Annotated in this window: 31 protein-coding genes; 13 read left to right on the plus strand and 18 right to left on the minus strand. The window is 56.3% G+C overall.

Annotated elements, in window-relative coordinates:
* Window positions 1-46: 46 nt before the first annotated feature.
* Window positions 47-1,111, plus strand: coding sequence for an NAD(P)-dependent alcohol dehydrogenase (locus tag POF45_RS28515; protein ID WP_431978623.1), 1,065 nt, complete (start codon window positions 47-49; stop codon window positions 1,109-1,111).
* Between the two features lie 61 nt (window positions 1,112-1,172).
* Window positions 1,173-1,847 carry an NAD(P)H-binding protein gene (locus POF45_RS28520; protein WP_282317309.1) on the plus strand — a complete coding sequence of 225 codons (675 nt, stop codon included), beginning with the start codon at window positions 1,173-1,175 and terminating at the stop codon, window positions 1,845-1,847.
* A 37-nt stretch (window positions 1,848-1,884) separates the two neighbouring features.
* Here POF45_RS28520 and POF45_RS28525 read toward each other — a convergent pair whose 3' ends face one another.
* Window positions 1,885-2,325, minus strand: a complete 441-nt coding sequence (locus POF45_RS28525; protein ID WP_259502491.1) for an NUDIX hydrolase — start codon at window positions 2,323-2,325, stop codon at window positions 1,885-1,887.
* An 84-nt stretch (window positions 2,326-2,409) separates the two neighbouring features.
* Window positions 2,410-3,783 (minus strand): nucleotide 5'-monophosphate nucleosidase PpnN, encoded by a 1,374-nt coding sequence (ppnN, locus tag POF45_RS28530; RefSeq protein ID WP_259502492.1) that lies wholly within the window; start codon window positions 3,781-3,783, stop codon window positions 2,410-2,412.
* Window positions 3,784-4,012: 229 nt separating this feature from the next.
* Between ppnN and POF45_RS28535 the strand changes: the two genes are divergently transcribed.
* Complete coding sequence (locus tag POF45_RS28535; RefSeq protein ID WP_282317310.1) at window positions 4,013-4,537, plus strand: DUF3087 domain-containing protein; 525 nt, start codon at window positions 4,013-4,015, stop codon at window positions 4,535-4,537.
* A gap of 116 nt (window positions 4,538-4,653) precedes the next feature.
* Here POF45_RS28535 and POF45_RS28540 read toward each other — a convergent pair whose 3' ends face one another.
* Complete coding sequence (locus POF45_RS28540) at window positions 4,654-5,022, minus strand: DUF2784 domain-containing protein (RefSeq protein ID WP_282317311.1); 369 nt, start codon at window positions 5,020-5,022, stop codon at window positions 4,654-4,656.
* A gap of 60 nt (window positions 5,023-5,082) precedes the next feature.
* Entirely contained in the window at window positions 5,083-6,018 is a 936-nt protein-coding gene (locus POF45_RS28545; RefSeq protein WP_282317313.1) for a sensor domain-containing diguanylate cyclase, read from the minus strand.
* 182 nt (window positions 6,019-6,200) lie between these two features.
* Here POF45_RS28545 and POF45_RS28550 point away from each other — a divergent pair, with 182 nt between their 5' ends.
* The 3 genes from POF45_RS28550 to POF45_RS28560 all read left to right on the plus strand — a co-directional run bounded on the left by POF45_RS28550 (window position 6,201) and on the right by POF45_RS28560 (window position 7,435).
* Complete coding sequence (locus POF45_RS28550; RefSeq protein ID WP_259502496.1) at window positions 6,201-6,899, plus strand: AzlC family ABC transporter permease; 699 nt, start codon at window positions 6,201-6,203, stop codon at window positions 6,897-6,899.
* Window positions 6,899-7,210, plus strand: a complete 312-nt coding sequence (locus tag POF45_RS28555) for an AzlD domain-containing protein (protein ID WP_259503145.1) — start codon at window positions 6,899-6,901, stop codon at window positions 7,208-7,210. The genes POF45_RS28550 and POF45_RS28555 overlap by 1 nt, the downstream gene beginning before the upstream one ends.
* A 66-nt stretch (window positions 7,211-7,276) precedes the next feature.
* Entirely contained in the window at window positions 7,277-7,435 is a 159-nt protein-coding gene (locus POF45_RS28560) for a hypothetical protein (protein WP_259502498.1), read from the plus strand.
* Between the two features lie 115 nt (window positions 7,436-7,550).
* Here POF45_RS28560 and POF45_RS28565 read toward each other — a convergent pair whose 3' ends face one another.
* Window positions 7,551-7,823, minus strand: coding sequence for a hypothetical protein (locus tag POF45_RS28565; protein ID WP_282317314.1), 273 nt, complete (start codon window positions 7,821-7,823; stop codon window positions 7,551-7,553).
* A gap of 444 nt (window positions 7,824-8,267) precedes the next feature.
* Between POF45_RS28565 and POF45_RS28570 the strand changes: the two genes are divergently transcribed.
* Window positions 8,268-9,167 carry a polysaccharide deacetylase family protein gene (locus POF45_RS28570; protein ID WP_282317315.1) on the plus strand — a complete coding sequence of 300 codons (900 nt, stop codon included), beginning with the start codon at window positions 8,268-8,270 and terminating at the stop codon, window positions 9,165-9,167.
* Between the two features lie 138 nt (window positions 9,168-9,305).
* Window positions 9,306-9,554 carry a DUF1652 domain-containing protein gene (locus POF45_RS28575; RefSeq protein ID WP_259502506.1) on the plus strand — a complete coding sequence of 83 codons (249 nt, stop codon included), beginning with the start codon at window positions 9,306-9,308 and terminating at the stop codon, window positions 9,552-9,554.
* Here POF45_RS28575 and POF45_RS28580 read toward each other — a convergent pair.
* Window positions 9,549-9,911, minus strand: a complete 363-nt coding sequence (locus POF45_RS28580; RefSeq protein ID WP_259502507.1) for an NUDIX hydrolase — start codon at window positions 9,909-9,911, stop codon at window positions 9,549-9,551. The two genes, POF45_RS28575 and POF45_RS28580, sit on opposite strands and share 6 nt — an antisense overlap.
* A 218-nt stretch (window positions 9,912-10,129) precedes the next feature.
* Between POF45_RS28580 and POF45_RS28585 the strand changes: the two genes are divergently transcribed.
* The 3 genes from POF45_RS28585 (at window position 10,130) to POF45_RS28595 (ending at window position 11,099) form a co-directional block, all read left to right on the plus strand.
* Window positions 10,130-10,321: a DUF2188 domain-containing protein gene (locus tag POF45_RS28585; protein WP_259502508.1), complete on the plus strand. Its 192-nt coding sequence runs from the start codon at window positions 10,130-10,132 to the stop codon at window positions 10,319-10,321.
* 152 nt (window positions 10,322-10,473) lie between these two features.
* On the plus strand, window positions 10,474-10,692 hold the full coding sequence (locus POF45_RS28590) for a hypothetical protein (protein WP_259502509.1): 219 nt from the start codon (window positions 10,474-10,476) through the stop codon (window positions 10,690-10,692).
* A 71-nt stretch (window positions 10,693-10,763) separates the two neighbouring features.
* The gene (locus POF45_RS28595; RefSeq protein WP_282317316.1) at window positions 10,764-11,099 is read left to right on the plus strand and encodes a hypothetical protein; all 336 of its coding nucleotides are present in this window, start codon (window positions 10,764-10,766) and stop codon (window positions 11,097-11,099) included.
* Between the two features lie 231 nt (window positions 11,100-11,330).
* Here POF45_RS28595 and POF45_RS28600 read toward each other — a convergent pair whose 3' ends face one another.
* The 5 genes from POF45_RS28600 to POF45_RS28620 all read right to left on the minus strand — a co-directional run bounded on the left by POF45_RS28600 (window position 11,331) and on the right by POF45_RS28620 (window position 15,894).
* Window positions 11,331-11,525 (minus strand): hypothetical protein, encoded by a 195-nt coding sequence (locus tag POF45_RS28600; protein ID WP_259502512.1) that lies wholly within the window; start codon window positions 11,523-11,525, stop codon window positions 11,331-11,333.
* A gap of 119 nt (window positions 11,526-11,644) precedes the next feature.
* The gene (locus POF45_RS28605; RefSeq protein ID WP_259502513.1) at window positions 11,645-12,070 is read right to left on the minus strand and encodes a hypothetical protein; all 426 of its coding nucleotides are present in this window, start codon (window positions 12,068-12,070) and stop codon (window positions 11,645-11,647) included.
* Window positions 12,071-12,213: 143 nt separating this feature from the next.
* A complete protein-coding gene (locus POF45_RS28610; protein ID WP_282317317.1) occupies window positions 12,214-12,888 on the minus strand; it encodes a polysaccharide lyase family 7 protein in 675 nt (224 codons plus the stop codon).
* Between the two features lie 89 nt (window positions 12,889-12,977).
* Entirely contained in the window at window positions 12,978-14,162 is a 1,185-nt protein-coding gene (locus tag POF45_RS28615; RefSeq protein WP_282317318.1) for a DUF2252 family protein, read from the minus strand.
* An 841-nt stretch (window positions 14,163-15,003) separates the two neighbouring features.
* The gene (locus tag POF45_RS28620) at window positions 15,004-15,894 is read right to left on the minus strand and encodes a LysR family transcriptional regulator (RefSeq protein ID WP_259502517.1); all 891 of its coding nucleotides are present in this window, start codon (window positions 15,892-15,894) and stop codon (window positions 15,004-15,006) included.
* Window positions 15,895-15,986: 92 nt separating this feature from the next.
* Between POF45_RS28620 and POF45_RS28625 the strand changes: the two genes are divergently transcribed.
* Together POF45_RS28625 and POF45_RS28630 are read left to right on the plus strand one after the other, a co-directional pair.
* Window positions 15,987-16,595 carry a short chain dehydrogenase gene (locus tag POF45_RS28625; protein ID WP_282317319.1) on the plus strand — a complete coding sequence of 203 codons (609 nt, stop codon included), beginning with the start codon at window positions 15,987-15,989 and terminating at the stop codon, window positions 16,593-16,595.
* Window positions 16,596-16,861: 266 nt separating this feature from the next.
* Window positions 16,862-17,452: a DUF8038 domain-containing protein gene (locus POF45_RS28630; RefSeq protein WP_259502519.1), complete on the plus strand. Its 591-nt coding sequence runs from the start codon at window positions 16,862-16,864 to the stop codon at window positions 17,450-17,452.
* A gap of 348 nt (window positions 17,453-17,800) precedes the next feature.
* Here the strand turns inward: POF45_RS28630 and POF45_RS28635 are convergent, their stop codons facing one another.
* The 7 genes from POF45_RS28635 to POF45_RS28665 form a co-directional block, all read right to left on the minus strand.
* On the minus strand, window positions 17,801-17,932 hold the full coding sequence (locus POF45_RS28635) for a hypothetical protein (protein WP_259502520.1): 132 nt from the start codon (window positions 17,930-17,932) through the stop codon (window positions 17,801-17,803).
* Between the two features lie 313 nt (window positions 17,933-18,245).
* Window positions 18,246-19,949 (minus strand): hypothetical protein, encoded by a 1,704-nt coding sequence (locus tag POF45_RS28640; RefSeq protein ID WP_282317320.1) that lies wholly within the window; start codon window positions 19,947-19,949, stop codon window positions 18,246-18,248.
* A gap of 229 nt (window positions 19,950-20,178) precedes the next feature.
* The gene (locus POF45_RS28645) at window positions 20,179-20,697 is read right to left on the minus strand and encodes a hypothetical protein (RefSeq protein WP_282317321.1); all 519 of its coding nucleotides are present in this window, start codon (window positions 20,695-20,697) and stop codon (window positions 20,179-20,181) included.
* A 108-nt stretch (window positions 20,698-20,805) separates the two neighbouring features.
* Window positions 20,806-21,177, minus strand: a complete 372-nt coding sequence (locus tag POF45_RS28650) for a hypothetical protein (RefSeq protein WP_259502526.1) — start codon at window positions 21,175-21,177, stop codon at window positions 20,806-20,808.
* A 3-nt stretch (window positions 21,178-21,180) separates the two neighbouring features.
* The gene (locus POF45_RS28655) at window positions 21,181-21,426 is read right to left on the minus strand and encodes a DUF1654 domain-containing protein (RefSeq protein WP_259502527.1); all 246 of its coding nucleotides are present in this window, start codon (window positions 21,424-21,426) and stop codon (window positions 21,181-21,183) included.
* 755 nt (window positions 21,427-22,181) lie between these two features.
* Window positions 22,182-23,401, minus strand: a protein-coding gene (locus POF45_RS28660; protein ID WP_431978581.1) for an IS3 family transposase whose coding sequence is annotated in 2 segments (ribosomal slippage) — window positions 22,182-23,056 and window positions 23,056-23,401 — 1,221 coding nt in all. Because the reading frame shifts where the segments join, the coding sequence is not laid out codon by codon here.
* A gap of 153 nt (window positions 23,402-23,554) precedes the next feature.
* The gene (locus POF45_RS28665; protein WP_259502529.1) at window positions 23,555-24,325 is read right to left on the minus strand and encodes a S24 family peptidase; all 771 of its coding nucleotides are present in this window, start codon (window positions 24,323-24,325) and stop codon (window positions 23,555-23,557) included.
* Window positions 24,326-24,468 lie beyond the last annotated feature (143 nt).

Raw genomic sequence — 24,468 nt, forward strand, 5'->3', positions numbered from 1 at the left:
CTTTACAGAATTACCAAATTGTAAAGCCGCAGATGAGGGTCAGGCAATGAGCAATATTCCAGCGGGTAACGGCGCACGCATCATCAAGGCTTACGCAGCACTGCAAAAGGGCGGCCCGATGGTGCCGTGGAGCTTCGAGCGGCGGGCGCCGCGACCCAAGGATGTGGCGGTGAAGATCCTGTTTTGCGGGGTTTGCCATTCCGATGTTCACTACATGAAGGCGTGGGGGCAGCAATACCCGCTGGTGCCGGGTCATGAGATCGTCGGTGAAGTGATCGAGACCGGTGCCGAGGTGAGCCGCTTCAAGGTCGGCGATAAGGTGATGATCGGCACCATTGTCGATTCGTGTCGGCATTGCGAACCGTGCCTGTCCGAGAACGAAATCTACTGCCGCGAATTTCCGACCGTGACCTTCGATGGTACTGACCGCGTGGACGGATCGAGGACTCGCGGCGGCTACTGCGAGCTGTACGTGGCAGACGAGCACTTCGTTCATCTGTTGCCCGAAGGGCTCGATCCTGCAGCGGCCGCACCGTTGTTGTGTGCCGGTGTCACCACTTATGCGCCGTTGCGTCACTGGAACATCGGTCCCGGAAAAACCGTAGGCATTGTCGGGATTGGCGGCCTTGGGCATCTGGCGGTCAAATTCGCACGGGCCATGGGCGCGCATGTGGTGGCGTTCACCACGTCACCGAAAAAGGCCGAGCAAGCCTTGAACCTCGGTGCCCATGAAGGGGTGCTGTCCACTGACGCCGAGCTGATGGCGGCGCAGGCTTATCGCTTTGATTTCATCCTCGACACCGTGTCTGTTCGTTATCCGATGGACCCGTTCCTGATCGCGCTCAAGCTCGACGCGACCCTGTGCTCCCTGGGCATTCCCGATCAGTTCGATTTCAGCCCGATGCTGCTGGCGATGGGTCGGCGCAGCATCGCCAGTTCCGGCGCCGCCGGTACACTGGATACCCGCGAGATGCTGGCGTTTTGTGCCGAGCACAACATCGTCGCCGACGTGGAAGTGATCGCCATGAGCCAGATCAACGAGGCGTTCGAGCGGGTGGAGAAGGGCGATGTGCATTACCGGTTTGTGGTGGATCTGCAAAAAGGGCTGTAGGCGAGTCGTTCTCTGAACCTCCTTCTATATTTCAATCAAGACGAGTCAGGAATCGAAACCCATGAGAGCACTGATCTTCGGCGCCACCGGCATGGTTGGCCAGGGCGTGTTGCGCGAGAGTCTGCTCGCGGCGGACGTCGAGCAGGTGACCGTTGTCGGCCGAACGCCAGTCGAGGCCACCGATCGCAAGCTGCAATCGCTGGTGGTGCCCGACTTGGCCCGACTGGGCGGGCTCGAAGCGCAGTTGCAGGGCTTCGACGCCTGCTTTTTCTGCCTGGGCGTTTCATCGTCCGGCCTGGATGAGGCGCACTATTCGCGGCTCACCTATGACCTGACCCTGGCGGTGGCCGAAGTGCTGGCGCGACTCAATCCGCAGATGACCTTCGTGTATGTCTCGGGCGCCGGAACCGACAGCACTGAAAAGGGCAAAAGCATGTGGGCGCGGGTCAAGGGGCGTACCGAGAATGCGCTGCTGCGATTACCGTTCAAGGCGGTCTACCTGTTTCGGCCGGGGGTGATCCAGCCGTTGAATGGGGCACGGTCGAAGACCACGGCGTATCGCTGGACGTATTGGGTGATGGGGCCGTTGTTGCCGGTTCTGCGCAAGTTGTTTCCGAAGTACGTGCTGAGTACCGTTTCGGTTGGGCAGGCGATGTTGAATGTCGTCCGCCATGGCGCCGCGAGTACCGTGCTGGAGACGCCTGATATTCAGGCGGCGGCGCTCAGGGGACAGTGAACCCATAGGGGGAGTTGTGGTGTTTTTGGGGGGGAAATCAGGCTTTGGTCAGCATTTCGATCAGGCGCTCTGGCCACACCGTTTCGCCGGTGTCCTGCAACTCGGCCACTGACCACCACTTGTGTTGCGTCATCACTCGGGCTTCCTCCGCTGTCCAGCCATCGCGCGATAGCGATTCAGTGTCGGTGCGAACCACGAAATAGCGCTCCACCGACAATACCGATTCACCGCTGGGCAGCATCATCTGAAAACTGCGCTCTGCCACGTGTTCGCCGACCTGCTCGACGTACAGGCCGGTTTCTTCAAGCAGTTCGCGAATCGCCGCAGCTTGGAAACTTTCACCGTCTTCCAGACCACCGCCAGGCGTTGCCCAATAGTCGCGACCGTCCAGGGCATCGCCCTTGTGCTGGAAGCGAAACAGCAGCACCTCGTTGGCGGGGTTGATGACGAGGAGCCTTGCTGCGTTGCGTTGGCGCATGACGGTTTTTCCATCCATAGAAGATACCAGACGGGCATTTGTGGCAAGGGACAGCCCCTCGCCACAGGGTTGAGCAGCCCGCTGCTATGCGACCACCTGATAACACGGCACATACGCTGCGCCACCCGGCAGTTTCATCCGGTGCTGGGCAACGAAGGCCTTGAGCAGTTGATCCAGCGGCTGCATCACCGCCGCATCGCCACGGATCTGGTACGGCCCGTGTTCTTCGATCAGGCGAATGCCCTTGTCCTTGACGTTGCCGGCGACGATGCCGGAGAACGCCCGGCGCAGGTTGGCGGCCAGTTCGTGGGGCGGCAGCTCACGGCTCAGCTTGAGGCCGGCCATGTTCTCGTGGGTGGGGTCGAACGGGCGCTGGAAGCCTTCGTCGATCTTCAGCAGCCAGTTGAAGTGGAAGGCGTCGTTGCGTTCGCGGCGGAACTGTTTGACCTCTTTGAGGCCCTCGGTCATCTGCCGCGCCACTTCGGCCGGGTCGTCGATGATAATGCTGTAGTGCTTTTTCGCCCCGTCACCCAATGTGGCCCCGACGAAGGCGTCCAGTTGCTCAAGGTACGGTGCGGCATGCTTGGGCCCGGTGAGAATGACCGGGAAGGGCAGGCCTTCGTTGTCCGGGTGCATCAGAATGCCCAGCAGGTAGAGGAATTCTTCGGCGGTGCCGGCACCACCCGGGAAAATGATGATGCCGTGGCCGACGCGAACGAAGGCTTCGAGGCGTTTTTCGATGTCCGGCAGGATCACCAGTTCGTTGACGATCGGGTTCGGCGCTTCAGCGGCGATGATGCCCGGCTCGGTCAGGCCCAGGTAGCGGCCGCCATGGATGCGTTGCTTGGCGTGGGCGATGGTGGCGCCTTTCATCGGGCCTTTCATCACGCCAGGGCCGCAACCGGTGCAGATGTCGAGGCTGCGCAGTCCGAGTTCGTGGCCGACTTTCTTGGTGTATTTGTATTCTTCGGTGTTGATCGAGTGGCCGCCCCAGCACACGACGATCTTCGGCTCGACACCGGGGCGCAGGGTGCGGGCGTTGCGCAGCAGGTGGAAAACGTAGTCGCTGATGCCTTGCGAGTTACTGAGGTCGATGCGCTGGCTGTCGAGTTCGTTTTCGGTGTAGACGATGTCGCGCAAGGCGCTGAAAAGCATTTCCCGGGTGCTGGCGATCATTTCGCCATCGACGAAGGCGTCGGCAGGGGCATTGAGCAATTCCAGGCGTACGCCACGGTCCTGCTGGTGAATACGGATTTCGAAGTCCTTGTAGGCTTCGAGGATGGTCTTGGCGTTATCAACGTGGGCGCCGGTGTTGAGAATGGCCAGGGCGCATTGGCGAAAGAGGGTATAGGTGCTGCCGGAACCGGCTTCGCTCAGTTGCTGGACTTCGCGTTGGGAGAGGGTTTCAAGGCTGCCTTTTGGACTGACCGAGGCGTTGATTACTTGTCGTTGGGTCATGCAATGATCCTTAAAACGATGTCGTTGACCCGATAAGGATGAACGGCATCCGAAGAGTGTGAATCCATGGATGAAGATGGCACGATCTGCGCGGTACTGCCATGGTCCTCGTTTGACGATGAAAAGATGAAAAGGAGCCCCAGCATAGCTAAATCCCTCGCAGAGGCGATAATGCCCCGCACTCTTTTTGCACACTGATCCTTTACCCGATGCAAGGAACCCCGTCGCGATGTTCGAAATCCAGCCGATGAATGTGCAAACCTATCGACGCCAGACCCGGCGCAGCACGGTGATCATCGCCCTGATGTTCCTGGCGCTGGCCATGGTGCTGTCCACGGCGGCGGTGGCGTTGTTCGGTGAACCGGGCGGCGACAACCTGCGTTTCAATATCGGCGGTGTGTTTGCCGCGTTGTTGCTGATGGCAGCGTTGATGCGTGGCAAGTTCTGGACCCAGGAATGGATGGCGCCGGCGGTCTATGGCTGGCAGCTCAAGCGCAGCCTGATGAGCGTCACCAATGTCATGCATCAGGTGACAGCGGCAGTGGAGGCGGGTGATCCGACGGCGATGAAGGTGCTGCGTTTTTATCATCTGGGCCTGGACCAGATGCATCAACTGGATGGCAATTCGAGTGATCACAGTCAGTTGATTCGTGAGGCCGATCAGCATAAGGCGCGGATGGAGGCGTTGGGTATCGAGACCGAGCAGACGCGTCTGGATCCTGCGTGGTTGGCGGCCCTCAAATCAACCCGTTAATACTCGTCAGTTAAATGCAGAACCTGTGGGAGCGAGCCTGCTCGCGAAAGTAGCGTGTCAGTCAACATTAATGTGGGGACTGATGGCCTCTTCGCGAGCAGGCTCGCTCCCACAGGTTAAGTGCACAAATGACGCAGCCGGATCAGTCGCCCATAAACCAGCACGTTGACCGCCAGTACCACGCTGCCCAGCACCCATTGAATCTCCGGCGTCAGCCCGGCCGGGTAAATCACCGGCCACACATAATGCTCGATGAACCCGCCGCCATAGCCAATCTGTCCGGCCGCTTCGCGCATCAGGTTCTCCCAATAGGTGAGCGGGCATGTCAGGTGAAAGACCTCGACGATGACGCCCCATGCAGCAGCGGGCAGGTGCAGCCAGGCCAGCGAGGGCCATCTGAGCACCAACAGGCCGCCAAACAGCACAAATAGAATGAACAACAGGTGAAACAGCACCAGCCCGTCGGCGGCGATTCGGTAAAGCATGTCGGCTCCCTGACGCTGTCAAGGTGGCGAGGGCGCGTGCTCCATCGCCACAGGTGTGTATCAATCGCGCAAATCAGCAAACTCGGCGCGCATTCGGCCATTGTGTTTGGCCTGGTACAACAATCTATCGACCTGTTCGACAAACGCCAGAGCGTTGACGTCTTGGCGAGCGATTGTAGTGCCGACACCCAGGCTCAAGCTGACCAGCGCTGACACCGCCGAAAATGCATGGGGAATATGCTGCTGGCGAATCAGATGCAGGCATTTGCGCGCCACCAGCCTGGCCGATTCGGCATCGGTTTCGGGTAGCAGCCAGACGAACTCTTCGCCGCCGATGCGGGCGATGAAATCCCGGGGCCGATTGGCTGCCAGCGACAGAGTCTGTGCCACTTGACGCAGGCATTCGTCGCCCTTGATGTGGCCGTAGTGATCGTTGTACTGCTTGAAGTAATCGATATCCAGCACCAGTAATGACAGCGGTAAGCCGCTGCGCTGGGCCTGGCCCCATTCACGTTCCAACACCGTGTCGAACATGCGGCGGTTGGCGATGCCGGTGAGGCCGTCCTGGAACGAATATTCTTCGAGCTGCTTTTGCAGGCGGGTCAGGTGTTCTTCGGTTTTCTTGCGTTCGCTGATGTCGAACATGAAGCCCACCAGCGCCTCCACTTCACCGTCCTTGCGCACGACGTGCACCACATCGCGAATCCACACATAGTCACCGTTGTGCGTCAGTGCCCGGTAGTCGGCTTCGTGGTCTACGCCGGCCCTGGATTGCGACACGCAAAACTCCACCACGTAGTCGCGATCATCCGGGTGCATGCGCTCGACCCAGTCATTGACCGAACCCCAACTGTCCTGTTTCCAGCCCAACAGACTTTCGATCTGCGGGCCGATGTAACTGAATGTCATGGTTTTCCAGTCGATCCGCCAAGGAATCGCCTGGGTCGATTCGAGCAAGGTTTTATAGACATCGCTGTCAGTATCGACGGAGCTCATGGGGCTGGGACCTCAAGGAGTGGAATGCCGCGCTAGCATGTTGCCAGCCTCTCGCCGAATCAAGCGTCTGGCAGATGAATGGCAAAACAGCCGGACTGTGGTCTGCAAGTGCGCAAGATTGTTCAAGCCAGGCGTCGTCGAGACTGGCACAGTCGGTGGTCTTTATCTGGTTGTAGAGCGTTATGTCCAACTCACTCATGCCACGCAGCGCGTTTCTTCGCGGTGCGGTCGCAATCATGCCGCTGTCCCTGGCCACCGCACCCTGGGGACTTTTGGCCGGTTCCATGGCCATCGAGGCCAATCTGACGCCTCTGCAAGGCCAGGGCTTGTCGAGCATCGTGTTTGCCGGCGCGGCGCAACTGGTGGCGATCGGCATGCTCAAGGGCGGGGCCGGGATCTTCTCGATCTTGTTGACCACGCTGCTGCTGACGTCTCAGCATCTGCTGTACGGGATGAGCATGCGCTCGGTGATATCACCGTTGCCGGGTCGCTGGCGCGTGGGCCTGGGTTTTCTGCTCACCGACGAATTGTTTGCCCTGACCAGTCAGCATGACAAGCAACAGTTCAATCGCTGGTACGCCCTGGGTGTGGGCCTGACGTTCTACATCGCCTGGAACCTGTTCACGCTGGCCGGCATCGTGTTGGGCAGCAGCATTCCGGGTCTGGAACATCTGGGACTGGATTTCTCCATCGCCGCAACGTTCATAGCCTTGATCACGCCGGTGGTGCGCAGCGTTCCGACGGTGGTGTGTGTGGCGGTTTCACTATTCTGCTCGGTGCTGTTCAGTTATTGGCAGTGGGGCTCGGCGCTGGTGCTGTCGGGCTTGGCAGGCATGACTGCCGGGTTTGTCTGCAACAAGTTTTATCGGGGGCGCACATGATGGTTTGGGCAGTGATTATCGGCATGGGGGTGTTGGTGTTTCTGAATCGTTACGTGTTTCTCGAACCTCGATTGCCGGTGCGGTTAAGCAGTAATGCCCGGCAGTTTCTCGGCTTTGCGGTGCCGGGCATGCTGACGGCGATCTGTGGGCCGATTGTGTTCATGCCCGACAAACAACTGAACCTGCAGTGGGACAATCCCTATCTGCTCAGCTCGCTGGTGGCGGTGGGGCTGGTGCTGTACACCCGCAATACGTTGCTCAGCATGTTGTTGAGCATGGCGTTCTTCTTTTTGCTGCGCTGGTGGCTCTGAGTTCGATTGAAGAAACTGTTCTACGCTTGATGCAGAGAACGAATCGCTTCAGGAGGAGAGACAGGCATGAGTACTGAACAAGAACACCCTGAGCCGGATGATGAGCTGGATGAACCGACCGAAGACGAAATCGAGCGCCAGAAGCGTTCGACACCGGACTGGAAGCACCCCGATGATGGCAAGACCTTGTCGGAGCGTGACCAAGAGTGGCCGCTTAAGCCGTGAATAATGTGGGGCGGGAGGGCGGGAAACAAAAGAGGCTCAAATGAGCCTCTTGAGCTGAGCATGTGTTTTGTGTGAGTCGTTCAGATCTTAGGCCGAATCGCCCACGAGTGTCGTATCAAACGTCTTCCAGCTGCGGGAAATCAGGATGGGAAGCCCGATATCCCAGGGTTTTGTCGATCCAGGCGTTCAACTCGTTGACCATGATCGGCGGTTTGCCTGGATAGCCTTCGAGGGCTGAACGCAGGACATCGCTGATGTCGGGGATTGAGCGCAAGTTTCGAGTCTTGACGTATTGTCGGATAAAACAGTCGAGTTGGTAGTGTTCTGTCTTCGATAGATAGACGCACTCCAGGCCGCTGACTTGATTCATGGAAAAATCGTCGCGCAACTTAGTTCTCTGCAAGGCTTGTGAAAGTTGTAGGGATTTCCTTGTTTTGCTGACTCTTCGGTCAACTGCCTCAGGCGTGAGGAAATGCGGCGCGCATGCTAGCTGGAGTGTTACAAAATGTATGTATGATGATTGAAATGTCAGACAGGCGGTTGATACAACACATACGTTGCGACTACAAGTGTTTCTGAATTGATACAGTTGCTGCGAAGTTCAACTTGCCAAATTGTATAGACACGTTATGCCTGAATGCCACTAATACGACGTCGTATAAATCAATGCATCTCAATCAATCAATGAGTCGGCGTGATTGAGTGCGCTGCCACCTAACACTGTGTACCCTTATAAAATCCCGCAGAGCAGCAGTCGGGTGGAATGGAGGAACAACGGGCGAGGGTTTTGCCATTAAACAGGATGACCACAACGGTCTGGCCCAAGGCAAACATGAAGCAGTTGTTCAAAGTACTCCTTACGCTGATTGTCGCCGTCGGACTGGTCGGCTGTATCGCCGCTCCCATCGAGCTGACGGCGCAGACCCGGCAGCGGTTACAGGCGCAAGCACCGGTTCGATTTCTCCTGACGTTTGACGATGGCCCCAGCGCTTCGAGTTTTTACAATCCGTCGCTGACCGTACTCGACAGCCTGGCCCGCAACCCGATACAGCCGGGCATCAAGGCGGTGTTCTTTGTGCAGACGGGCGCCCCACGAGCCGGTGACAGCGATATTGGTCGCCAGGTCATGCATCGCGAACAGGCTGAAGGCCATATCCTCGGTTTTCACACGGCCACCCACTGGCACACCAATCACCGCTCGCTAAGCCCGCAAGATCTGGAAGCTTCGCTGAGCAAGGGCAGCGCCGATATCGCCGCGATTACCGGAGCGCCGCCAGTGCTGGTGCGCCCGCCGTTCTGGAATTACGACAAGCGCACGTTCGCGGTCTATCAACGCCACGGCATGCACGTGTTGTTGACCGACCTGAGCGCCAATGACGGCAAGATATGGGGCTTCAACGCCAGCCCCAGGCGCCGGGCGAACCTGTTGCGGGAAGTCTCTGAAGTGCGCGAACGTATCGCCCGAGGTGAACTGCCAACCGTGGACGGGGTGATTCCGGTGGTGGTGACGTTTCACGATCTCAATCGCTACACGGCCCGGCACACACGCGAATACCTGCAAATCCTGCTCGACAGCGCCAGCGCCACGGGCGTGAGAATGGCGCCCAAACCTTTTTACGACAATCACGCCGAGTTGCTGACGGCGGCGATGGCGCGCACGGTCAGTGTCAGTTCCGAGCCGGTTCAGCTTCCAGGCATTTGGAACTGGTTTTGGGACGGTGACTCCCATTGAACCGATTCAGTGATTAAACAACTGTTGAAAGTGAGAGGCATGTAACATTTTAGACATAGTCAGGATGGGCAAAACGGCAAAGCTCAATCTATTCTCAGCAGGTCAATATTCTAAAACCGCCCCGCCGAGGCGCTTGCCATGGTTTCAGTTTCAGAACTCTGCTGCATTGTGGAATCCGGTTTTTTTCCGCTTTCCTGCGATTGCACGGTGAACGAAGACGGCTCATTGCGGATCAAGGTCTATGATTCTGCCAGTGGGCGTATTGAACTGTTAATCAACGGTGTCTCGCCGGAGCAACTCACCAGCGTTCGCGATATCTCAAATCTTATCGGCGAACTGCGTACCGAAATGCGCGCCGGGCGCCGGGCATTTGCCAGCGGCCTATAAACGTCGCTGGAAGGCTTTGACGATCCGCAGCGTCGCATCACTGGTTTTCAGGTTGTGGATGGCGTCCAGCGGATGCCACATGCAATCGACAATCTCGTTTTGCGGCCGGACCTCATCCAGGTTCACCACCGAGGCTTCATAGACATGATGTCGGGTGCTGCCGGACAGCAACTCCATCAGGTACAACACCTCGTCGGCCGCCAACCCGGTTTCTTCCTCAAGCTCGCGTATCGCCGCGCCGGCGTGGGTTTCGCCAGCTTCGACCTTGCCGCCGGGCAACGTCCAGCGACACCTGGGCTTGCGTACCAGGAGTACATGGCGGTCTTGCTCGCAAATTACAGTGGCGCGTATTTTCATGTGTTACCCATATCGCTGACTGTCACAAATGTGTAATTCAACTGCAATATCTGGACCGGCGCATACACGGGTTGACTGGCTCGTTTGAGTCCCTGCATGGGTCAAAAGTGCCGCCGATGGTGCCGCGCTGTTGCGACGTCTGGTCGGCACAGCGACAAAAGTCCGGTGTAAGGTAGGCAGGTGAGTCCTTGATCAGCTCTGCCGAAATGGAGGTGACTATGAGCATTGCGATGCTGACCAAAATGCATATGAACGGTTATGACGTCTTCAGTGTGAACCATGGCCCCTGGCGGGTGTGCACCAAAGGTGATCGGCTTGCGGCCTTCGCCAGCCGGGAAGAGGCGCTGGCATACGCGGCGTCGCTGCCCGCATGTCGAGCTCGGACACGCCAGCCGTCCCCCAACCAATAATTCACAAATATCGCTTTTCCAGCCTCGGATTGCCGGGGCTTTTTTGTAAGGTGAAATTGACACGTTTCCACTGGTCGGGAAGTCTGGGCGAATGTCCGGAGTTGATGTCGTATTGAAGGCGTAAGTTTTTCATCCGGGTGAGGCCATTGCACATGACTACGACCGATGACTTCAGGGTTCATGCCCATGAACTGATACGGGATCTGGACGCCGCCACCACGCAGATGATGTCGCTTGTTTCGGCTCATCAACTGAGCGGGCCGGAGTGGGAGCGCACGACTCGGTGGCAGCACGAGGCCTATGAGCGATGGATGAACTACCTCAATGAGCGCTCGTATGGCGACCCCGGTAATAACGATCAATCCCGATGAGTTGTGTTCTACAGATGGATGTCTGTGCAACGACGCGTTACATTCGCTTTTTTTCAGGATAGGGACGCATCATGCGGATGTTGATCGGGGGGATGGCATTGGCCGTTTTGGCAGGTTGTTCGTTGCCTGCCTCGCTGGTGCCGGGTGAACCCAATGTCAGTAAATACAGCAGCAAGTTACCGAAAGACTACGCGTCTTGCGTATTACCCGCCTGGCAGCAAGAAATCCCCAAAACCACGCAGACTGCGATTTCCAATGGTTACCGGATCAATGCACCGAGCATCATCACCGCCGACGAAATTCTGGACGTGGTGAAATGGAAGGATGGCAGCCGGATTTCGTTGTATCAGGGACCGCCTTGGGCGAAGTCAGGGGCATTGAGAAAGGCCGTCAAGGATTGCTTGTAGCAAGCGCTTGATAGGCGTGTGGATCCACAAGCCCTCATAAAAAGTGTTGTTATATAAGGGCTTAGGTGATTATTTAACTGATTGGTGAGCGGAAATATCTTGTTGCAAGTTATCGTCTTGGGGTAAGATCGCCCCGCGTTCACCACCACGGTTTATGCATTTTTAAATCCCAGGCGTCCATCAGCTGCCTGGGATTTTTTTTGCCTGAAATTCGGTGCCTGTGACAGGGTGCTACTGGGGCTTGGCTGCAGAGCGTCGTTCCGGGCCAGCCGGGTTACCGGTATTGACCAGTCTTCTTTCTACCAGAACGTTCTCCAGCGCCTGACGCGCTGCCGGTTCCAGTTGATGCTCGCGTGCTTTGAGTTCCAGCAGGATGGGGCTCGACCAGTTGCGATAGGTTTTCTCGGCGATACGTACGGGGGTCATCGATCTCTCCTTGATTAGGCGCCCGCCAGCAAACAGGGCGCGGCCCGATGAGGTAGAAACACTAGACGAGGAATCGGGTTGGTGCCAGCTTTCGGACGCTCACTTCAACATTCTGAAAGCTACTTTGCTTTCCATTCTCCGCCTCCCGTCACGCAATCAATCCTGGATTGGTTCAGGTTCTGCGCATCGTAATAATAAGTGATGCTGCGGGCATTATCGGGAATAGTGAGCGACTTGCTGCTCTTGTCCTTGCTCATGGCCTGAGGGTTGGCCAGCGATTCCGCGGTCAAGGTGCCAATACAGGTTGCCTGATAATGATTGGCACAGTGTTCGACTTTATTTTTGGTACTGGTCAGCATTTCCTTGCTCTGGTTGCTGCATGACCAATTGATAGCGTCGACCGGCATGCCGCTGTATTCATAGCAGGTATGAGATTCGATGACCGGGACGGATGCGCTTTGAGATCGGGTCTGCACATCACAGCCTTGAGCCATCGCCAGAGTGGGGCTCAAGGTTGCGATCAGAAGCAGCAGTCTACTGTTCATCAGAGAATCCTCTGGTATGGCACATACCCCGTCAAAAGACAGGGTCTATTCACAGGAGAGGGCAGGCGCCGGAAAAAATTCAGACTTTCGATGGTTGTTCACCTGCCTGAGCAAGCGTTGGGACGACTTCGCAGGGCCAGCGATTAAACGTGAGTCACCGACAACAGACTGATCACGCAGATAGAACCGTCGCTGGGTGAAGTGGTGTCCGTGTAGTCGATCTGGTTGTAGATACCGCCATGGAAATCGAAGGTCTGCGTACTCCAGGTGCTGCCAAGTTGCAACGACGGGGAAGAAGCCGACTTGCCATTGCAACTGGCGCTCACAACGACCACACCCGCAGACGTGCTATGAATATTTATCTGATATTTGGCACCCAGCGGTACATTGCCGAGTAGAAGCACAGGCGTAGGATCTGCACCGTTGTACTCCTTGCGAAAGGCGTAAGTGAGCGCGCCCTTTTCCCAAAATACCTTCATGGCAGGGTTGGTATCGTCCTGCACGTGCATCTGTGAAATCACCACTCGCTGCGCCGAGTTGACCTTCAACAGTGTCATCTCTTGCTTGTTCCAGTGGTTGGCGGCGCTGGTCAGTGGCCAGTAAATCGACTCTTTCCATTCACAGCGCGTTCGATGCGTGCTCTTGCTTGAAGCGCCTTTGGTCGGGGCTGTGAGCTGAATGGAGCCGTCGGCCAGTCGACTGATGACGGTGGGGCATTGCGCCAGTGCTTCAGTACCGTTCAGCTCCAGGGCTACCGGGTTTGTTGCTGAAGTGGGCAGTGGGGTGGCTATGTCGAATGTGCTGATATCTACGGTCATGCTTGGCATCCTTGTCGTAAAAGTTGTTGCTCCAGGATTGGGCAGTTTTCGTCAGGCTGACGTGGTGCTGTTTGTGCGTTTGTGCATGTCTAGTTCTCCAGAGCATAGCGGCGACAATGGTTCAGGTAGCCCTCTTCATGTTTTCCAACCAATTGAACGACGCTGGTCCAAAGCCAGGAGGGCGCGTCCAGCTGTTTTGAACGGCTCACTTGCAAATCGGCTATCCATTTTTTTCGGCTCGCACGATCCATCTGCCGGGCATGGGCAATGCCGACGACCCGCGCCAGATAACCCGCCGCGTGAACGGCATCGATTTCGCTGAGTTCATCCAGCTCCAGCTTCATGTCCTGAGGCAGTAACTCACGAATGAAAAAGCCGTGATCGAGCATGCGCGTCGCTATCATTCGCTCACCCAGCGCGGGTGACAGTTGAAGAGCGCCTTCCAGTACACGTTTCCCGTTATCACGCGGCATGCGCGCACGAGCGGATCGAGGCGCCGCCGCACCGGCAGCCTCTTTGATATCGATCAGGCAATATTCCTGGTCTGCTTTGTCACCCACCCCCAGCAGCACTGCATAACGCAGCAGCCCGAGCGAACTGCAACCCTTGACCCAGTAAGCCGAGTCCAGAAGCTCGACCTCGGCATCGTTCGACCGGCCCTTGAGTGATGTAACCAGTTGGTGAATTTCCGGGGATGCGCACAAGGTTTTAATCGCGGCGTTTTCTTTTCGCGACAACGGCCAGAAATGTTTCCCGAGCGGAATCGTGGGGCGAGCGTTTTCGATACGTTCGCGCGCCAGATTTTTCCAGGTCCGTTGCACGGCACTGCGCATGCTTGCTTTTACCTGGGCAGGGCGCGGCGGTGCTTCATCTGGCTTGTCTTCGAACGCTTGCTCATAACCACGCATCATTTCCTCAAGCATGCGGGCAGTGGTTACACCGGGCAAATCCGAACCCCTGGCAGCCGTCGCCAGGGACAGGGCCAGCCGCACCAGATCGTGCGCCGGATTACCAATGACCGCCTGATCCAGGTCGCGAATATGTATGTCGATGTGGCCCTTGGTGTTCGCGGTAGGCCCCAGATTGCCGGCATGACAGTCACCGCATATCCAGATGGAGGGGCCTTGAGGCAGCCGACGCCCCGGCTGACTGTGCAACCACTCGTAAAACTGCACCGTGCTGCCTCGAACATAAGCGTGGGCCGAGCGAGCCATTTTCACATTACGCAGGTGGGTCAAATGCGGGAGACGTGCCGAGGGATGGGGAGGTGTCATCGTAAAAGCTCTGGATGGGGCAACGGTTGACGCTTGGCCGGGGTGAATGTTTCAAAATGATTCGGTGTTTTCGTAGCGTACTCTGCCCTCGCACAAGCGATGACGGTCTGGTCAGCGATCGAAAGTTGCAATGCCTTGATGCAATAGCAGTCGGAGTTGTAGGCGTCGGCTCGGTTGGCGAGCTTTTTCACGTCTGGCAGGCAACAAAAAGCCCGGGCTTTGCCGGGCCTCTTTGGACGTTCGCTCAACGCGAATAAAGCTTCCTCACGTGCTCCGTGCGTTTGAGAGTGGCTCTACTCTTTCGCCTTTGAACCCAGCTCCAGAAGGCGTGTACAGGGTGAAGAAAAGCCGCGAGCACGCTAAGCAGCATGATGATGAAGAGTGAAATCAGCGGGATGCTTTCGTGCGAGAACATGGTGGATTACTCCTGTAGTCACTATGTCGGAACCTTGAGGGTAGTCAGCCAAGCCCATGTTTGCATGAACTTTTTTTAAAAGTATGTTCATTTGTTAAAGCTTGAAAATGACAGTTTTAGCTGTTATTCGCGCGCCCGTTTTTCAAACGCTTGCGACGTAAAACCGGAGATGATTGGGCAAATTGACTCGCTCCGCCGACAAGCCATTTGTAACCGTGCGGGCAAGGCACCTTCCTTTCATTGATGCAATCCTCCCTAACCTGGCGCACGAAGAGGATGGGAAGCCCGGTCGTTCAACATGGCTTGAGTCACCACAAACACGTTCCTGTCAGGAGCCTGCTGGCACTCATCCCCCATCGGCCATGACCTGAGCATCCTGGACGTCGCCCTTGATGTTGGAGGGTGGACGGGCCGGTGGACTTTGAGCTAACGCGGCGCGGGTAATTGTGCAATAACCTGGGCAAGCCAATCTCTGGATGCATTACCCGAAGTTCTTCTATGCCATCCCACAACCACATTGAAATTTAGGGAGGACATGTCTATATCGATCACTTGGAAACCCCCGGCGGCGGCAATGGCCGAGGGCACGAAGGCCACCGTGTCATTGACGTGCATAAACGCTTGCAGAGACGTGTAGCAGGGCAAAGTGGCAATCACGGTGCGGCTGACCCCCCGGGCGCTAAGAAAATCATCCACTCGGCTCCCCAGATTGCCTACGCCGCTGGCGAAATCCACATGAGGATGGGAAGACACGTCGCCCAGCGCCTGTATCTGCCCAGGCAGTGGCGAACCTTGCCGAGCGACGCAGCAGTAGTGGTCGCGTCTCAGTGTATTGCGTACCAGTCCCGGATCGACGTAGTCAGAAAAACCAATCACCAGGTCAGCCTCTCCTTGCGCCAGCGTCTTGGCATGCTGAGCGGGATTGAAGTCAATGACTTCAAGTTTCACCCCGGGCGCGCGTTCGCGCATGAGCAACGAAAGCGACGGGATGATAGACAGTTGCGCATATTCATTTGCGATGACCCTGAACACGTACTTACTGGTTGCCGGATCGAATGGGAATGAATTGAAGATGCCATCGACCTCTTCAACTATTTTCTCGAATTTAGCCGCCAGGTCGTACGCATAGTCGGTCGGCTGTAGGCCTGCACTCTGGCGCAGGAACAGCTCATTGGGAAACACTTCACGCATGCGCTTGAGGTAGTTGCTAACCGCCTGTTGTGATATTTCAAGCCGCTCGGCAACGCGAGAAACGTTTTTTTCGCGCACGAGATGCAGCAAAACCCGCATGTGCCTGATATCGATTTTCTCAATCATTTGAGTTGTATCTCATACAAGCCAGTCGTGATTTTCATTGTATCACTGGGCGCCTAGAGTACCGCCTCCCCAAGATTTAACGAGGCATTGCTATGAAAACCGTAATTTTGATTGGCGCCCAAGGGCACATGGGCCAAGCCGCTATGACCGGCCTCAAGAACCATAATGTCATCACCGCCAGCCGCTCCGGCACAGGCTGCGACCACACGGTCGATATCACCAGCAAGGCGTCGATCAAGGCGCTGTTCGTAAAGGTCGGGCCATTCGATGCCGTCGTTAATACAGTTGGCTACTGCGAATACGCCAATTTCAGCGAAATGACCGATGAGCAGTGGGATACGACTATCCAAAGCAAGATGGTCGGCCAGATCAATCTGGTAAATGTGGGCCTGAACTACATCAACGATGGCGGTTCGTTTACGCTTATTTCGGGAATTCTGAATGTCAAACCCATTCCCATGGCAATCGCGGACGCCACCACCAGCGGCGCCATCGACACCTTCGTGCAGTGCGTAGCGCACGAGCTTCCACGCCAGGTTCGCATCAACGTGGTCAACCCTACCGTTCTGGAGGAGGCATGGGACGTATATGGGGAAATGATGCCGGGCTTCCAGCCTGTCCCTGGCGCGCTGGTAGGCAAAGCCTTCGAGCGCTCGGTTGATGGCTTCATTACCGGAAAGGTTATATTCGTCGACGCCTGACGAAGAGTTCTTTCTCTACTGAAAACAGTCTGTGACAGGTTAAGAGGGCACCGACTTGAACATTAATCAGGTCGGATGAGCCCCCAGCGCTATCTCGATTCGCAGCTTGTTAATAGAGCTGGCTGGTGGCGCAGGCCCAGACAACGGCCCAGGCAGCCACCAGGCGGGCTAATGACGTGTCCGACGCATACCGTTAACGAAAAATCCGTTGGAACCGATAATCGCCTTCTACCACTGAAAGATTTTGATTCAGTGGAGATTAAGCGATGCAAGCAATTTCTAGACTTACCTGCGGGTGCATACCGAGCCAATATCAGGACAGCAACAACGTTTCCTCGGGTGTCGTTTCGGCCAGTAAATTGAAATCCAACATGGTCAAACGATTCAATCAGCTTGAAGAAACGGGCCAACAACCGCACATCTGCTACCAGATAGCGGTCCATGCAGGCAGGGCCGGGAATGCAATCAGTCAGCAAGCTGAGGAGCGACTGGCCCCCGAGTTGAATTATTCGCAGGGTTACAAGGACCTGATGGGCATTACCCCAACCAGTGGCCGCTCTGATTTTGATTCAAGGCAAATTCCAGAGTCCGGTATCTTGAATTTTCAGAGCCGGGAGACCGGGCGAATGGTTCATACAGCCTACCTGCACAAGGAGGGCAATAGTTTGCATTTGGTACACGCCAATGGGCTGGCACTGGATGTAGAGTTTCCGAAAAATCCGGAACTTCAGGGTGGTGCGGGTTTTCACGACATCAGCACCGGCAGCGATATGAATCTCCAGAGATACCTGAACAAAAACGGGCTGCAGTTTCACTACACGAAAGCCTCGGATTTGAATACCAACGCCGCTCGTTGAATTCAGCGTCGTCCGGCTTGGCCATCGGTGGTGTGGTCTTGGACCAAGTCGGGCTGCGCGCGAATGGCTGGCCGAAGGTCCGCTCGAATAGTCAGAACCCGTCCAATACCGCTTATCTCTAAAAAAGACGGGGTGAGGGTTTCGGTAGGGGCGACGCACTGGACGACGACAATGACTGGCCCCCCCCCCAAACTGATGCATACGCTGATTGGCATTTTCGAAAGGCGGGCATCTGCTTTTGGCTCAAAGGCCGGTAGCGAATGACGCTACCGGTCAAGATCATTCACCCCATTCCATAGAATCTACGGCCACTCAAGGCCGCCTCTACGCTCATCAAATGCCGCGGGGTCAGGCCCGAGTATTGTTCTGTACTGCCTGGGCTTCTTTTTCCTTCCTGTGATTCTTCATGTCTTGAATGGCACCCCAGGCGATGACGACAACTCCAAAAACGGCCAATAGAATCAACTGAGTAACAGGCATGACTGACTCCCTATTAAAAGACCTATTGGACCTGCCAGGGCTGCTCATGCCAAATTGAGGCTGTAACACGATATGTCTGAGACCTGCGGAGATGGCTCCCAGCAGACCCATAGTGGTTCTGATATTTCAGGCCGGAAAGCTCCAGAATCGCAGCCGTCACGGCGAGCCGGGTTTCGTATCTTGGAGAGCAGGGAAGAGCGGGGGGGAATACTGAAGTTTAACGGTGTAACCGGCTTGCGATAAGATTCTTGAAAGGTCGCCCTTCGCCGTCGGATGCAACCGTTAGCAAGAGCCACAGGCCTCTTGCCTTGCCTTACAGTGCCGCCGTTTGTACGGCAATGCTCATAACACCCCCGACAGCCGGAGTTACCACCAGATATTCAATCGTAATATTCGTGGCGTCCACCATAGAACAGCGCATGAAGCCAAGAACCAATGTTTTTATCGTCAATCCTGTCAGGGAGGGTTTGATATCCTGGCGCCTAGGCGTGTAAAGCAGGCCGTGGGGAATGACCATCGTCTTGATCCCGACAGTGTCCAGGTCGCCGGCGATGGATGACTGTTCTTTAGAAATACTGGTTGACTGGTTGCCACCACTCAAGCCGGTCCCTTCGATATTGAAGCGGTCCGAATTAACTATTGGCGAACTACCTGTCGTATAGGCACCGGAGGATGGGGATATGTCCAGGCTGATCCGGTTTCTACCTCCGTGCGAGTCAACGGGCGTGGTGTATTCAAAACCTGCCACCACGGTGTTCGCAATCCAGCCGCGGACTCTATTACGGCTTGAAGTAACTTTTAGGCCTGTCCTGGTCCCACGAATAAATAGATCAGCAATTGCGGTGCCCACGCCACTGATAAATACGCCATTGGAAAATGCAGCGGCGGCAGAGTTATCGTAAATCTGCATGACACCAATGCTGTTAAAGTCCCCTGCGATCCTGGCAATCCACGCGTCTGGTGTGGCTGTAGACGATGCCGCCCGAGCGAGTCCTCGCCATACGCCAATCATGTTGCGAGAACCCGAAATCGTGACCATATCGCCACCTTGGCCACCGAAGTACTGGTTCAAATTTGAAATCAAACACGATCCTGCATTAATTTCCAATGAGCCGCCATCCACGGTGATCTGGCCGAACGACCCATTGGTGCCGATATAGATGTTCTTGCGCTTGCGACCGCTTGCACTGGTCCAGCTCATGTCGCCCTGGAAACAGTGTAAAACTGTGCAGTAAGTGGGTGCCCCGTTGTACGTCCCGTCGAGAGCCTCACTGAAGTAGTTCCAGCCTTCATTTCGCATGCCCGTGATGTTGTCCATATGGACATTGTGCGGCCCACGGTTTATCCAGCCGTCGCCGTTGTTGTCTCGGACAATTAAATCGCGAACAAAGCCTTCCTCTTGATCGGCAACCGAAGCATTGCTGGATACATTCGTTGCGTACTCAGTGTATAGGCCGCCGCTGGCGCCCCACCCGATAACAACGTGGTCTATTATCGTGTAGGCGCCATAGAAGCAGCATGCCCGGCCGATACGGTTATGTTCTCTGTTGCCATGGACCTGCACATTTCTTAGCCCGAACCAGGAGGGCACTCGATTATCGGTTGCGACTGGCAAACCCGTGCCGGTCAACACCGGAAAATTTTCTGAGGTTACAAAGTCTACGTTTGATCCTGCCTGTTGCAGCAGGATAGATACCAAGGGGCTTTCGCCCTGAATAATAACCCCTCTTGGAATTACCATCGTGCTGGCTACGTATGTTCGAGCCCCAAGAAGTACCGTTCCGCCAAGAGAGCCGAGAGCAGCCACTGCTTTTGCCAAGCCATCGGTGTTGTCTACCAGTCCTGGCAGGCAGTAGTCATCAGCGTGGACGCTGCGACGCGGTGCCGAATCCAGCGTAGAAAGTACTGTGCTTTCGCTCCGAGGTGCGAAAGGAATTTGGGAGGCACTTTGGTTTGGATCAATCAGGACTTTCTCATGTGGTGTGGTTTCAGCTCGTTGAGTGGAATTGTCGGTCATATTTACCTCAAGTTATGTTGACCCCATATGCACGGGTTTTTTATCAGGGCTTCATTCGCCTGAATGAAATCACGTTGGAGCAGACGCTTTTCAGGAGACTGCTTTGCGGTAGTTGTTGAGTGATCCGCCGTTGAGGGCTCTACGGCTATTTGGCCATGGTCAGTCTCTGCAATGCCGCTGGCCGGCAACGCCAGCCAGGTTTGTCGTTTGCGTTGTTGGGGGCGGCGCTTCATCGGAACGCCGGCTCCATCTTCGGGTAATCGATGTCGTAATCTTCAATCAGGCGGTAAAGCAGCGTCGAGCTGATGCGCAGGTCTTCACAGCACCGCGTGCGGTTGACGCCTTTCGCGATGCAGTCCTTCACCTGGCTGACCAGCATTGCATCAGCCTCTGGCGCAGTTTTGTCCGGCGCGCAGTACTTCTTCGGAGGGGCTGTAAAATCGATTGCGTAGCGTTTGGCGAGCCCCCGAAGCACGCCGAGTGTTATGCCTTCCTTCTCGCAGATATCGCTGCGATTCAGGGTTTTAGCCAGCTCACGAATTCTCGCGATTTGCTGTGACGTTTCTGACCTCGCCGCCGAGCCTTGGAAGTTTGGCGTCTGCTGGCGCTGGGAGATGGATTTAAGCGGGGCGCCTGATTCAGGTTTGTCGATCATGCCGCCCATTGCCAGGTACTGCGCGACCTGGGTGGCAAGTTCGTTGGCAAATGTCTGGCGTTGATCGATCTGGTTGAGGTGGTTGCTGATCATGCGGACTCCTTCGCTCTGCTCAGTCCGGGTTGCTGGTTGTCATTCCAAAGCCCGCTCATTGAACGGGCTTAGGTGATGCGATGCGCCGTGACCCGCTACTGGCGTCGGTCACTGGCCTATCTCAAATTGTGCTTCCAGCCACGGGCCTTTCGGCGTGTTCTCCCGCTGGATAACTGCTTTCGACGTTTTACGCTGCACGCCCGGGTCAGTTGCCAACCCTCTGAACCGTTGAGGCCGGTTCATCGCTGCCTTGAATCCGGGCCGGTGGTGATCCGGCAAGGTGAAACAGGTATTGCTAAAGAGCGGCGCGGCTTGGGCTGCTGGGCCAGTGTTGCGTTGGCTTGTGGTAAATTTACCATCTGAAGGTCGCCTGTCAATGCATATTGGTAAATATTCAGGTAAGCAAATTACCGGTTTAGGTAATGCTTGAGACAAGTGGTTTTTCTTCGGGCACAAAAAAGCCCGCACTTGGCGGGCCATTTCTCAATCGCAGTATTTTCGCCAGCCAATCCTGACGGTCCCGTCGCTCAGGCGCTCAATACTCACGCCGCTCGTTTCTTCAATATCTCGAATGACCTGATGCCATGCTTCGGGGTTCTCGTCTTTGCGCCTGGATACGACAAGGGCCATTTTATTTTTGACGCCAGGCGCTGCAATCAGCTCTTTGATTCGCCGACCCACGAGCTCATAGGAGTTCTTTGGCTGCGATGCGGATGTAGGGTGAAACATAGGGCGCTCCTTGCGCATGCTGTATGCATGTACAGTAGTGCCCCTGACATATTTTGACAAGGGGGTAGGGGCAATATGCCATCTATGCTCGTTGAGCGCCCTCTGGCGCATACCGCTAGCCGCGCGTCTCGATAATCAGCGGGGACGTGGTGACACCGGCGAGCTTGACCAGCGCCCCATATCCCGCGCGTCCATCTCTGCCTGAGTGCAGCCCATGCGCTTGGCTCTTTCCAGGGTCGCCCAGACTTCTCCTCCCGAATCTTCTGGTCTGCCCTGCAGTGTGAGAACGTACTTTTGGCCTCCGATGACGTCGCTCGTTCCCGCGCATTCCCAAACACGCTGGCTTTCAGATGTCGGCATGGGGGCATCCAGGCTGGCCTGAGCAAACTCGGATAGCCGGGGAGGCGTGCTGGCACAACCTGACAGGGCAAACGCTAATAGGATTGGGGTGTATCGCATTTAAATTCCCTGTATCGGTCCCGAAAGAAGAAAGCCCAACGTCAACGTAACCAGCCTACAGCTCAATTGCCGGCTGGCTCGTAGATCGCTCAGTGGAGTGTTGCAGCTCTGCGACTTTCGCCAATTCTGATCCGGTCCAGCGCCCGGTTTAATGCATCCAAGGCATCGAGGAGGGCTTTGGCCTCGGATTCCCGGCCATCCCCCCAAAGGCGCTCTGCCATTTTGTTCAGGGCTTGGATAGAGCGCTCAATGTCAGCAGTGGACTTGCCCCTTCAAAACCGGACACCAACTCCCCGTTAAATTGATGCCACTGCCAAGCGCCTGAACTCCCTCGGTGAACGGTAGTTCAAGGCGCTGTGCGGATGCTGCTCGTTGTAATGTTCGAAGGCAATTACCAAGTTACGCAGCGCCGTTTCTCGATCCGGCTTGGGCATGTGCGCCACGTAATCACGCTTGATCGTCTTCACGAAGCTCTCTGCCATGCCATTACTCTGTGGGCTACGCACCGGTGTGGTCACCGGCTGCAAGCCGATCTGTCGAGCAAACAGGCGCGTCTGTTCGGCGGTGTAGGCCGAACCGTTATCGCTGAGCCACTGCACCGGCGTTGCAGGCAGCTGATCACCGAAGCGCTTCTCCACGCTTTCCAGCATCAAGTCGCGGATGTCATCGCCGCTGTACCCGGTTGGGCTGGCGACCCAGCCGATGGCTTCGCGATCACAGCAGTCCAGGGCGAAGGTCACGCTCAGTTTAGCGCCGTCCTCGCAACGGAATTCAAAGCCGTCCGAGCACCAACGCGTATCGCTGGTTTGCACCGCAATACGGCCTTCGTGCCGACGCGGCACGCCGGGTTGTTTGATCCGGCGTTCAAGCAGCAGGTTGTGATCACGCATCACCCGGTAAACCCGCTTCACGTTGATCGCGGGTAGCAACTGGGTTTCACGGACGCGACGCAGCAATCCCCAGACTCGACGGTAGCCATAGCTGGGCAGTTCGCTGACCTGTTGCTGGATTTCGGCCACCAACTCAGCGTCGTTCACAGGCCTGCTTCGCCGTGTCTTGGGCGATACCGATTGCTTGATTCGAACCGTTAATTGCGAGCGCGCCACACCGAGACATTCGCTGACCAGCTTCACTGGTCGTCCCCCGGCAACAAGGGTGAGTGCGCAATCCATTTTCGCGACCGGGCGATCTCCACGGCTTCTTTGAGGATTTCCGCTTCCATCGTTTTTTTGCCCAGCATCCGTTGCAGCTCACGGATCTGCTTGAGCGCATCGCTCAGCTCGGAGGCCGGCACCACGGCTTCGCCCGCGCTGACCGCCGACAGGCTGCCGTCCTGATACAGCTTGCGCCACAGGAATAACTGGTTGGCATTGATGCCGTTGCGCCGAGCGACGACCGACACACTTTGCCCTGGCTCAAGGCTCTCGCGAACCATGGCCAGCTTTTGCTCTGGGCTCCAGCGGCGCCGCCGCTCCTGGCCCAAAAACTCCCCATTCTTATCGTTGCTGTTAGTCATAAACATAACCGTTTGCCTATCCCTTATCGTAAGGGGGAAACGGTGTCCTGTCTTTCATGGGGCTCGTTCAAGCAGCAGTCACTGCTGCCTTACTTTCCGGCTGTTTCTTCGGCATTGGGTAACCCTTCTGCAGGGCATTGCTTGACTCGTGTTTTAGCGGGCAAACATTCCCCACCAGAACACATGCCCCAGGATCGAGATCTGTTGGTCCTGGATATCGGCAAAGGTGTAGTCCTCGTCCGGGTGCTCATCCCGGTTGAAGCTTCGCAGGCGAATACCGGACGGGAGGCGATAGAGTTGCTTCACACGGAGCTGACCGTGGTGAGCGATGGCATACATGTCGCCGTCGACGATGTCGCTCAAGGAGTTCTTGCCGACGTTGATGCCTACGGTCGCGCCATCGCGCAGCACCGGCAACATGCTGTTCCCACTGACGAGCACGCACTTTGCATTGACGAACTGCACATTGTTGCGTCGCAGGTCTGTTTTGAAGAAGCGCAGCTTGGCGCCTTCGTTTTCTTCGATTGCGAACCGTCCAGAGCCGGCGGCGAGCTCCACTTCGCGCAGGAACGGGACGTAAACCTCGTCATCGTCGAGAGGGGTGTCTTCGTCCCAGGGCTGAATGTCCGACATTGCGACGCTTGGTTGAATCCGTGGCGTTGCGGCCCCGGAGATCGCTGCTGACTTCAGATCGCCTTCGCTGAGTGGCCGGTCCAGTGAACCAGGTTCAAGTCCGCACCTCTTTTCGAAGTCGCGGGCCATCTTCTCCCCAATGTTGCGAAGGTGTTCGGCCTTATCGGTGAACAGCCGTGAGATGTAGGACGGCTGCTTGTCCACCCGCGCGGCGAAGTCAGCGTCTTTGCCGCCGAAATCACGATCAATGATTTGGCGGACCCGGGCTCTGCGTATGTCTTTGATTTCCATCGCCCAATTAAAACCTTTATTTCCCTTTGGGGAAATTACCTTTACTCGGTAAACCTTTGTGGTAAATTTGCGCATAAATTAACCATTAGGTAAATAAATATGGGGTGCCCACGTACACAAAGCAGCTTGCGCGGCCTTGAATC

Origin of the sequence: Pseudomonas fungipugnans (assembly GCF_029955235.1) — a bacterium.
Classification (GTDB): Bacteria; Pseudomonadota; Gammaproteobacteria; order Pseudomonadales; family Pseudomonadaceae; genus Aquipseudomonas; species Aquipseudomonas fungipugnans.

Bases quoted from the DNA above. Each gene is read 5' to 3' on its own strand.
- POF45_RS28515 (WP_431978623.1), top strand. From the start codon at position 47: ATGAGCAATATTCCAGCGGGTAACGGCGCACGCATCATCAAGGCTTAC.
- POF45_RS28520 (WP_282317309.1), top strand. From the start codon at position 1,173: ATGAGAGCACTGATCTTCGGCGCCACCGGCATGGTTGGCCAGGGCGTG.
- POF45_RS28525 (WP_259502491.1), bottom strand. From the start codon at position 2,325: ATGCGCCAACGCAACGCAGCAAGGCTCCTCGTCATCAACCCCGCCAAC.
- ppnN (WP_259502492.1), bottom strand. From the start codon at position 3,783: ATGACCCAACGACAAGTAATCAACGCCTCGGTCAGTCCAAAAGGCAGC.
- POF45_RS28535 (WP_282317310.1), top strand. From the start codon at position 4,013: ATGTTCGAAATCCAGCCGATGAATGTGCAAACCTATCGACGCCAGACC.
- POF45_RS28540 (WP_282317311.1), bottom strand. From the start codon at position 5,022: ATGCTTTACCGAATCGCCGCCGACGGGCTGGTGCTGTTTCACCTGTTG.
- POF45_RS28545 (WP_282317313.1), bottom strand. From the start codon at position 6,018: ATGAGCTCCGTCGATACTGACAGCGATGTCTATAAAACCTTGCTCGAA.
- POF45_RS28550 (WP_259502496.1), top strand. From the start codon at position 6,201: ATGTCCAACTCACTCATGCCACGCAGCGCGTTTCTTCGCGGTGCGGTC.
- POF45_RS28555 (WP_259503145.1), top strand. From the start codon at position 6,899: ATGGTTTGGGCAGTGATTATCGGCATGGGGGTGTTGGTGTTTCTGAAT.
- POF45_RS28560 (WP_259502498.1), top strand. From the start codon at position 7,277: ATGAGTACTGAACAAGAACACCCTGAGCCGGATGATGAGCTGGATGAA.
- POF45_RS28570 (WP_282317315.1), top strand. From the start codon at position 8,268: ATGAAGCAGTTGTTCAAAGTACTCCTTACGCTGATTGTCGCCGTCGGA.
- POF45_RS28575 (WP_259502506.1), top strand. From the start codon at position 9,306: ATGGTTTCAGTTTCAGAACTCTGCTGCATTGTGGAATCCGGTTTTTTT.
- POF45_RS28580 (WP_259502507.1), bottom strand. From the start codon at position 9,911: ATGAAAATACGCGCCACTGTAATTTGCGAGCAAGACCGCCATGTACTC.
- POF45_RS28585 (WP_259502508.1), top strand. From the start codon at position 10,130: ATGAGCATTGCGATGCTGACCAAAATGCATATGAACGGTTATGACGTC.
- POF45_RS28590 (WP_259502509.1), top strand. From the start codon at position 10,474: ATGACTACGACCGATGACTTCAGGGTTCATGCCCATGAACTGATACGG.
- POF45_RS28595 (WP_282317316.1), top strand. From the start codon at position 10,764: ATGCGGATGTTGATCGGGGGGATGGCATTGGCCGTTTTGGCAGGTTGT.
- POF45_RS28600 (WP_259502512.1), bottom strand. From the start codon at position 11,525: ATGACCCCCGTACGTATCGCCGAGAAAACCTATCGCAACTGGTCGAGC.
- POF45_RS28605 (WP_259502513.1), bottom strand. From the start codon at position 12,070: ATGAACAGTAGACTGCTGCTTCTGATCGCAACCTTGAGCCCCACTCTG.
- POF45_RS28610 (WP_282317317.1), bottom strand. From the start codon at position 12,888: ATGACCGTAGATATCAGCACATTCGACATAGCCACCCCACTGCCCACT.
- POF45_RS28615 (WP_282317318.1), bottom strand. From the start codon at position 14,162: ATGACACCTCCCCATCCCTCGGCACGTCTCCCGCATTTGACCCACCTG.
- POF45_RS28620 (WP_259502517.1), bottom strand. From the start codon at position 15,894: ATGATTGAGAAAATCGATATCAGGCACATGCGGGTTTTGCTGCATCTC.
- POF45_RS28625 (WP_282317319.1), top strand. From the start codon at position 15,987: ATGAAAACCGTAATTTTGATTGGCGCCCAAGGGCACATGGGCCAAGCC.
- POF45_RS28630 (WP_259502519.1), top strand. From the start codon at position 16,862: ATGCAAGCAATTTCTAGACTTACCTGCGGGTGCATACCGAGCCAATAT.
- POF45_RS28635 (WP_259502520.1), bottom strand. From the start codon at position 17,932: ATGCCTGTTACTCAGTTGATTCTATTGGCCGTTTTTGGAGTTGTCGTC.
- POF45_RS28640 (WP_282317320.1), bottom strand. From the start codon at position 19,949: ATGACCGACAATTCCACTCAACGAGCTGAAACCACACCACATGAGAAA.
- POF45_RS28645 (WP_282317321.1), bottom strand. From the start codon at position 20,697: ATGATCAGCAACCACCTCAACCAGATCGATCAACGCCAGACATTTGCC.
- POF45_RS28650 (WP_259502526.1), bottom strand. From the start codon at position 21,177: ATGGCCCGCCAAGTGCGGGCTTTTTTGTGCCCGAAGAAAAACCACTTG.
- POF45_RS28655 (WP_259502527.1), bottom strand. From the start codon at position 21,426: ATGTTTCACCCTACATCCGCATCGCAGCCAAAGAACTCCTATGAGCTC.
- POF45_RS28665 (WP_259502529.1), bottom strand. From the start codon at position 24,325: ATGGAAATCAAAGACATACGCAGAGCCCGGGTCCGCCAAATCATTGAT.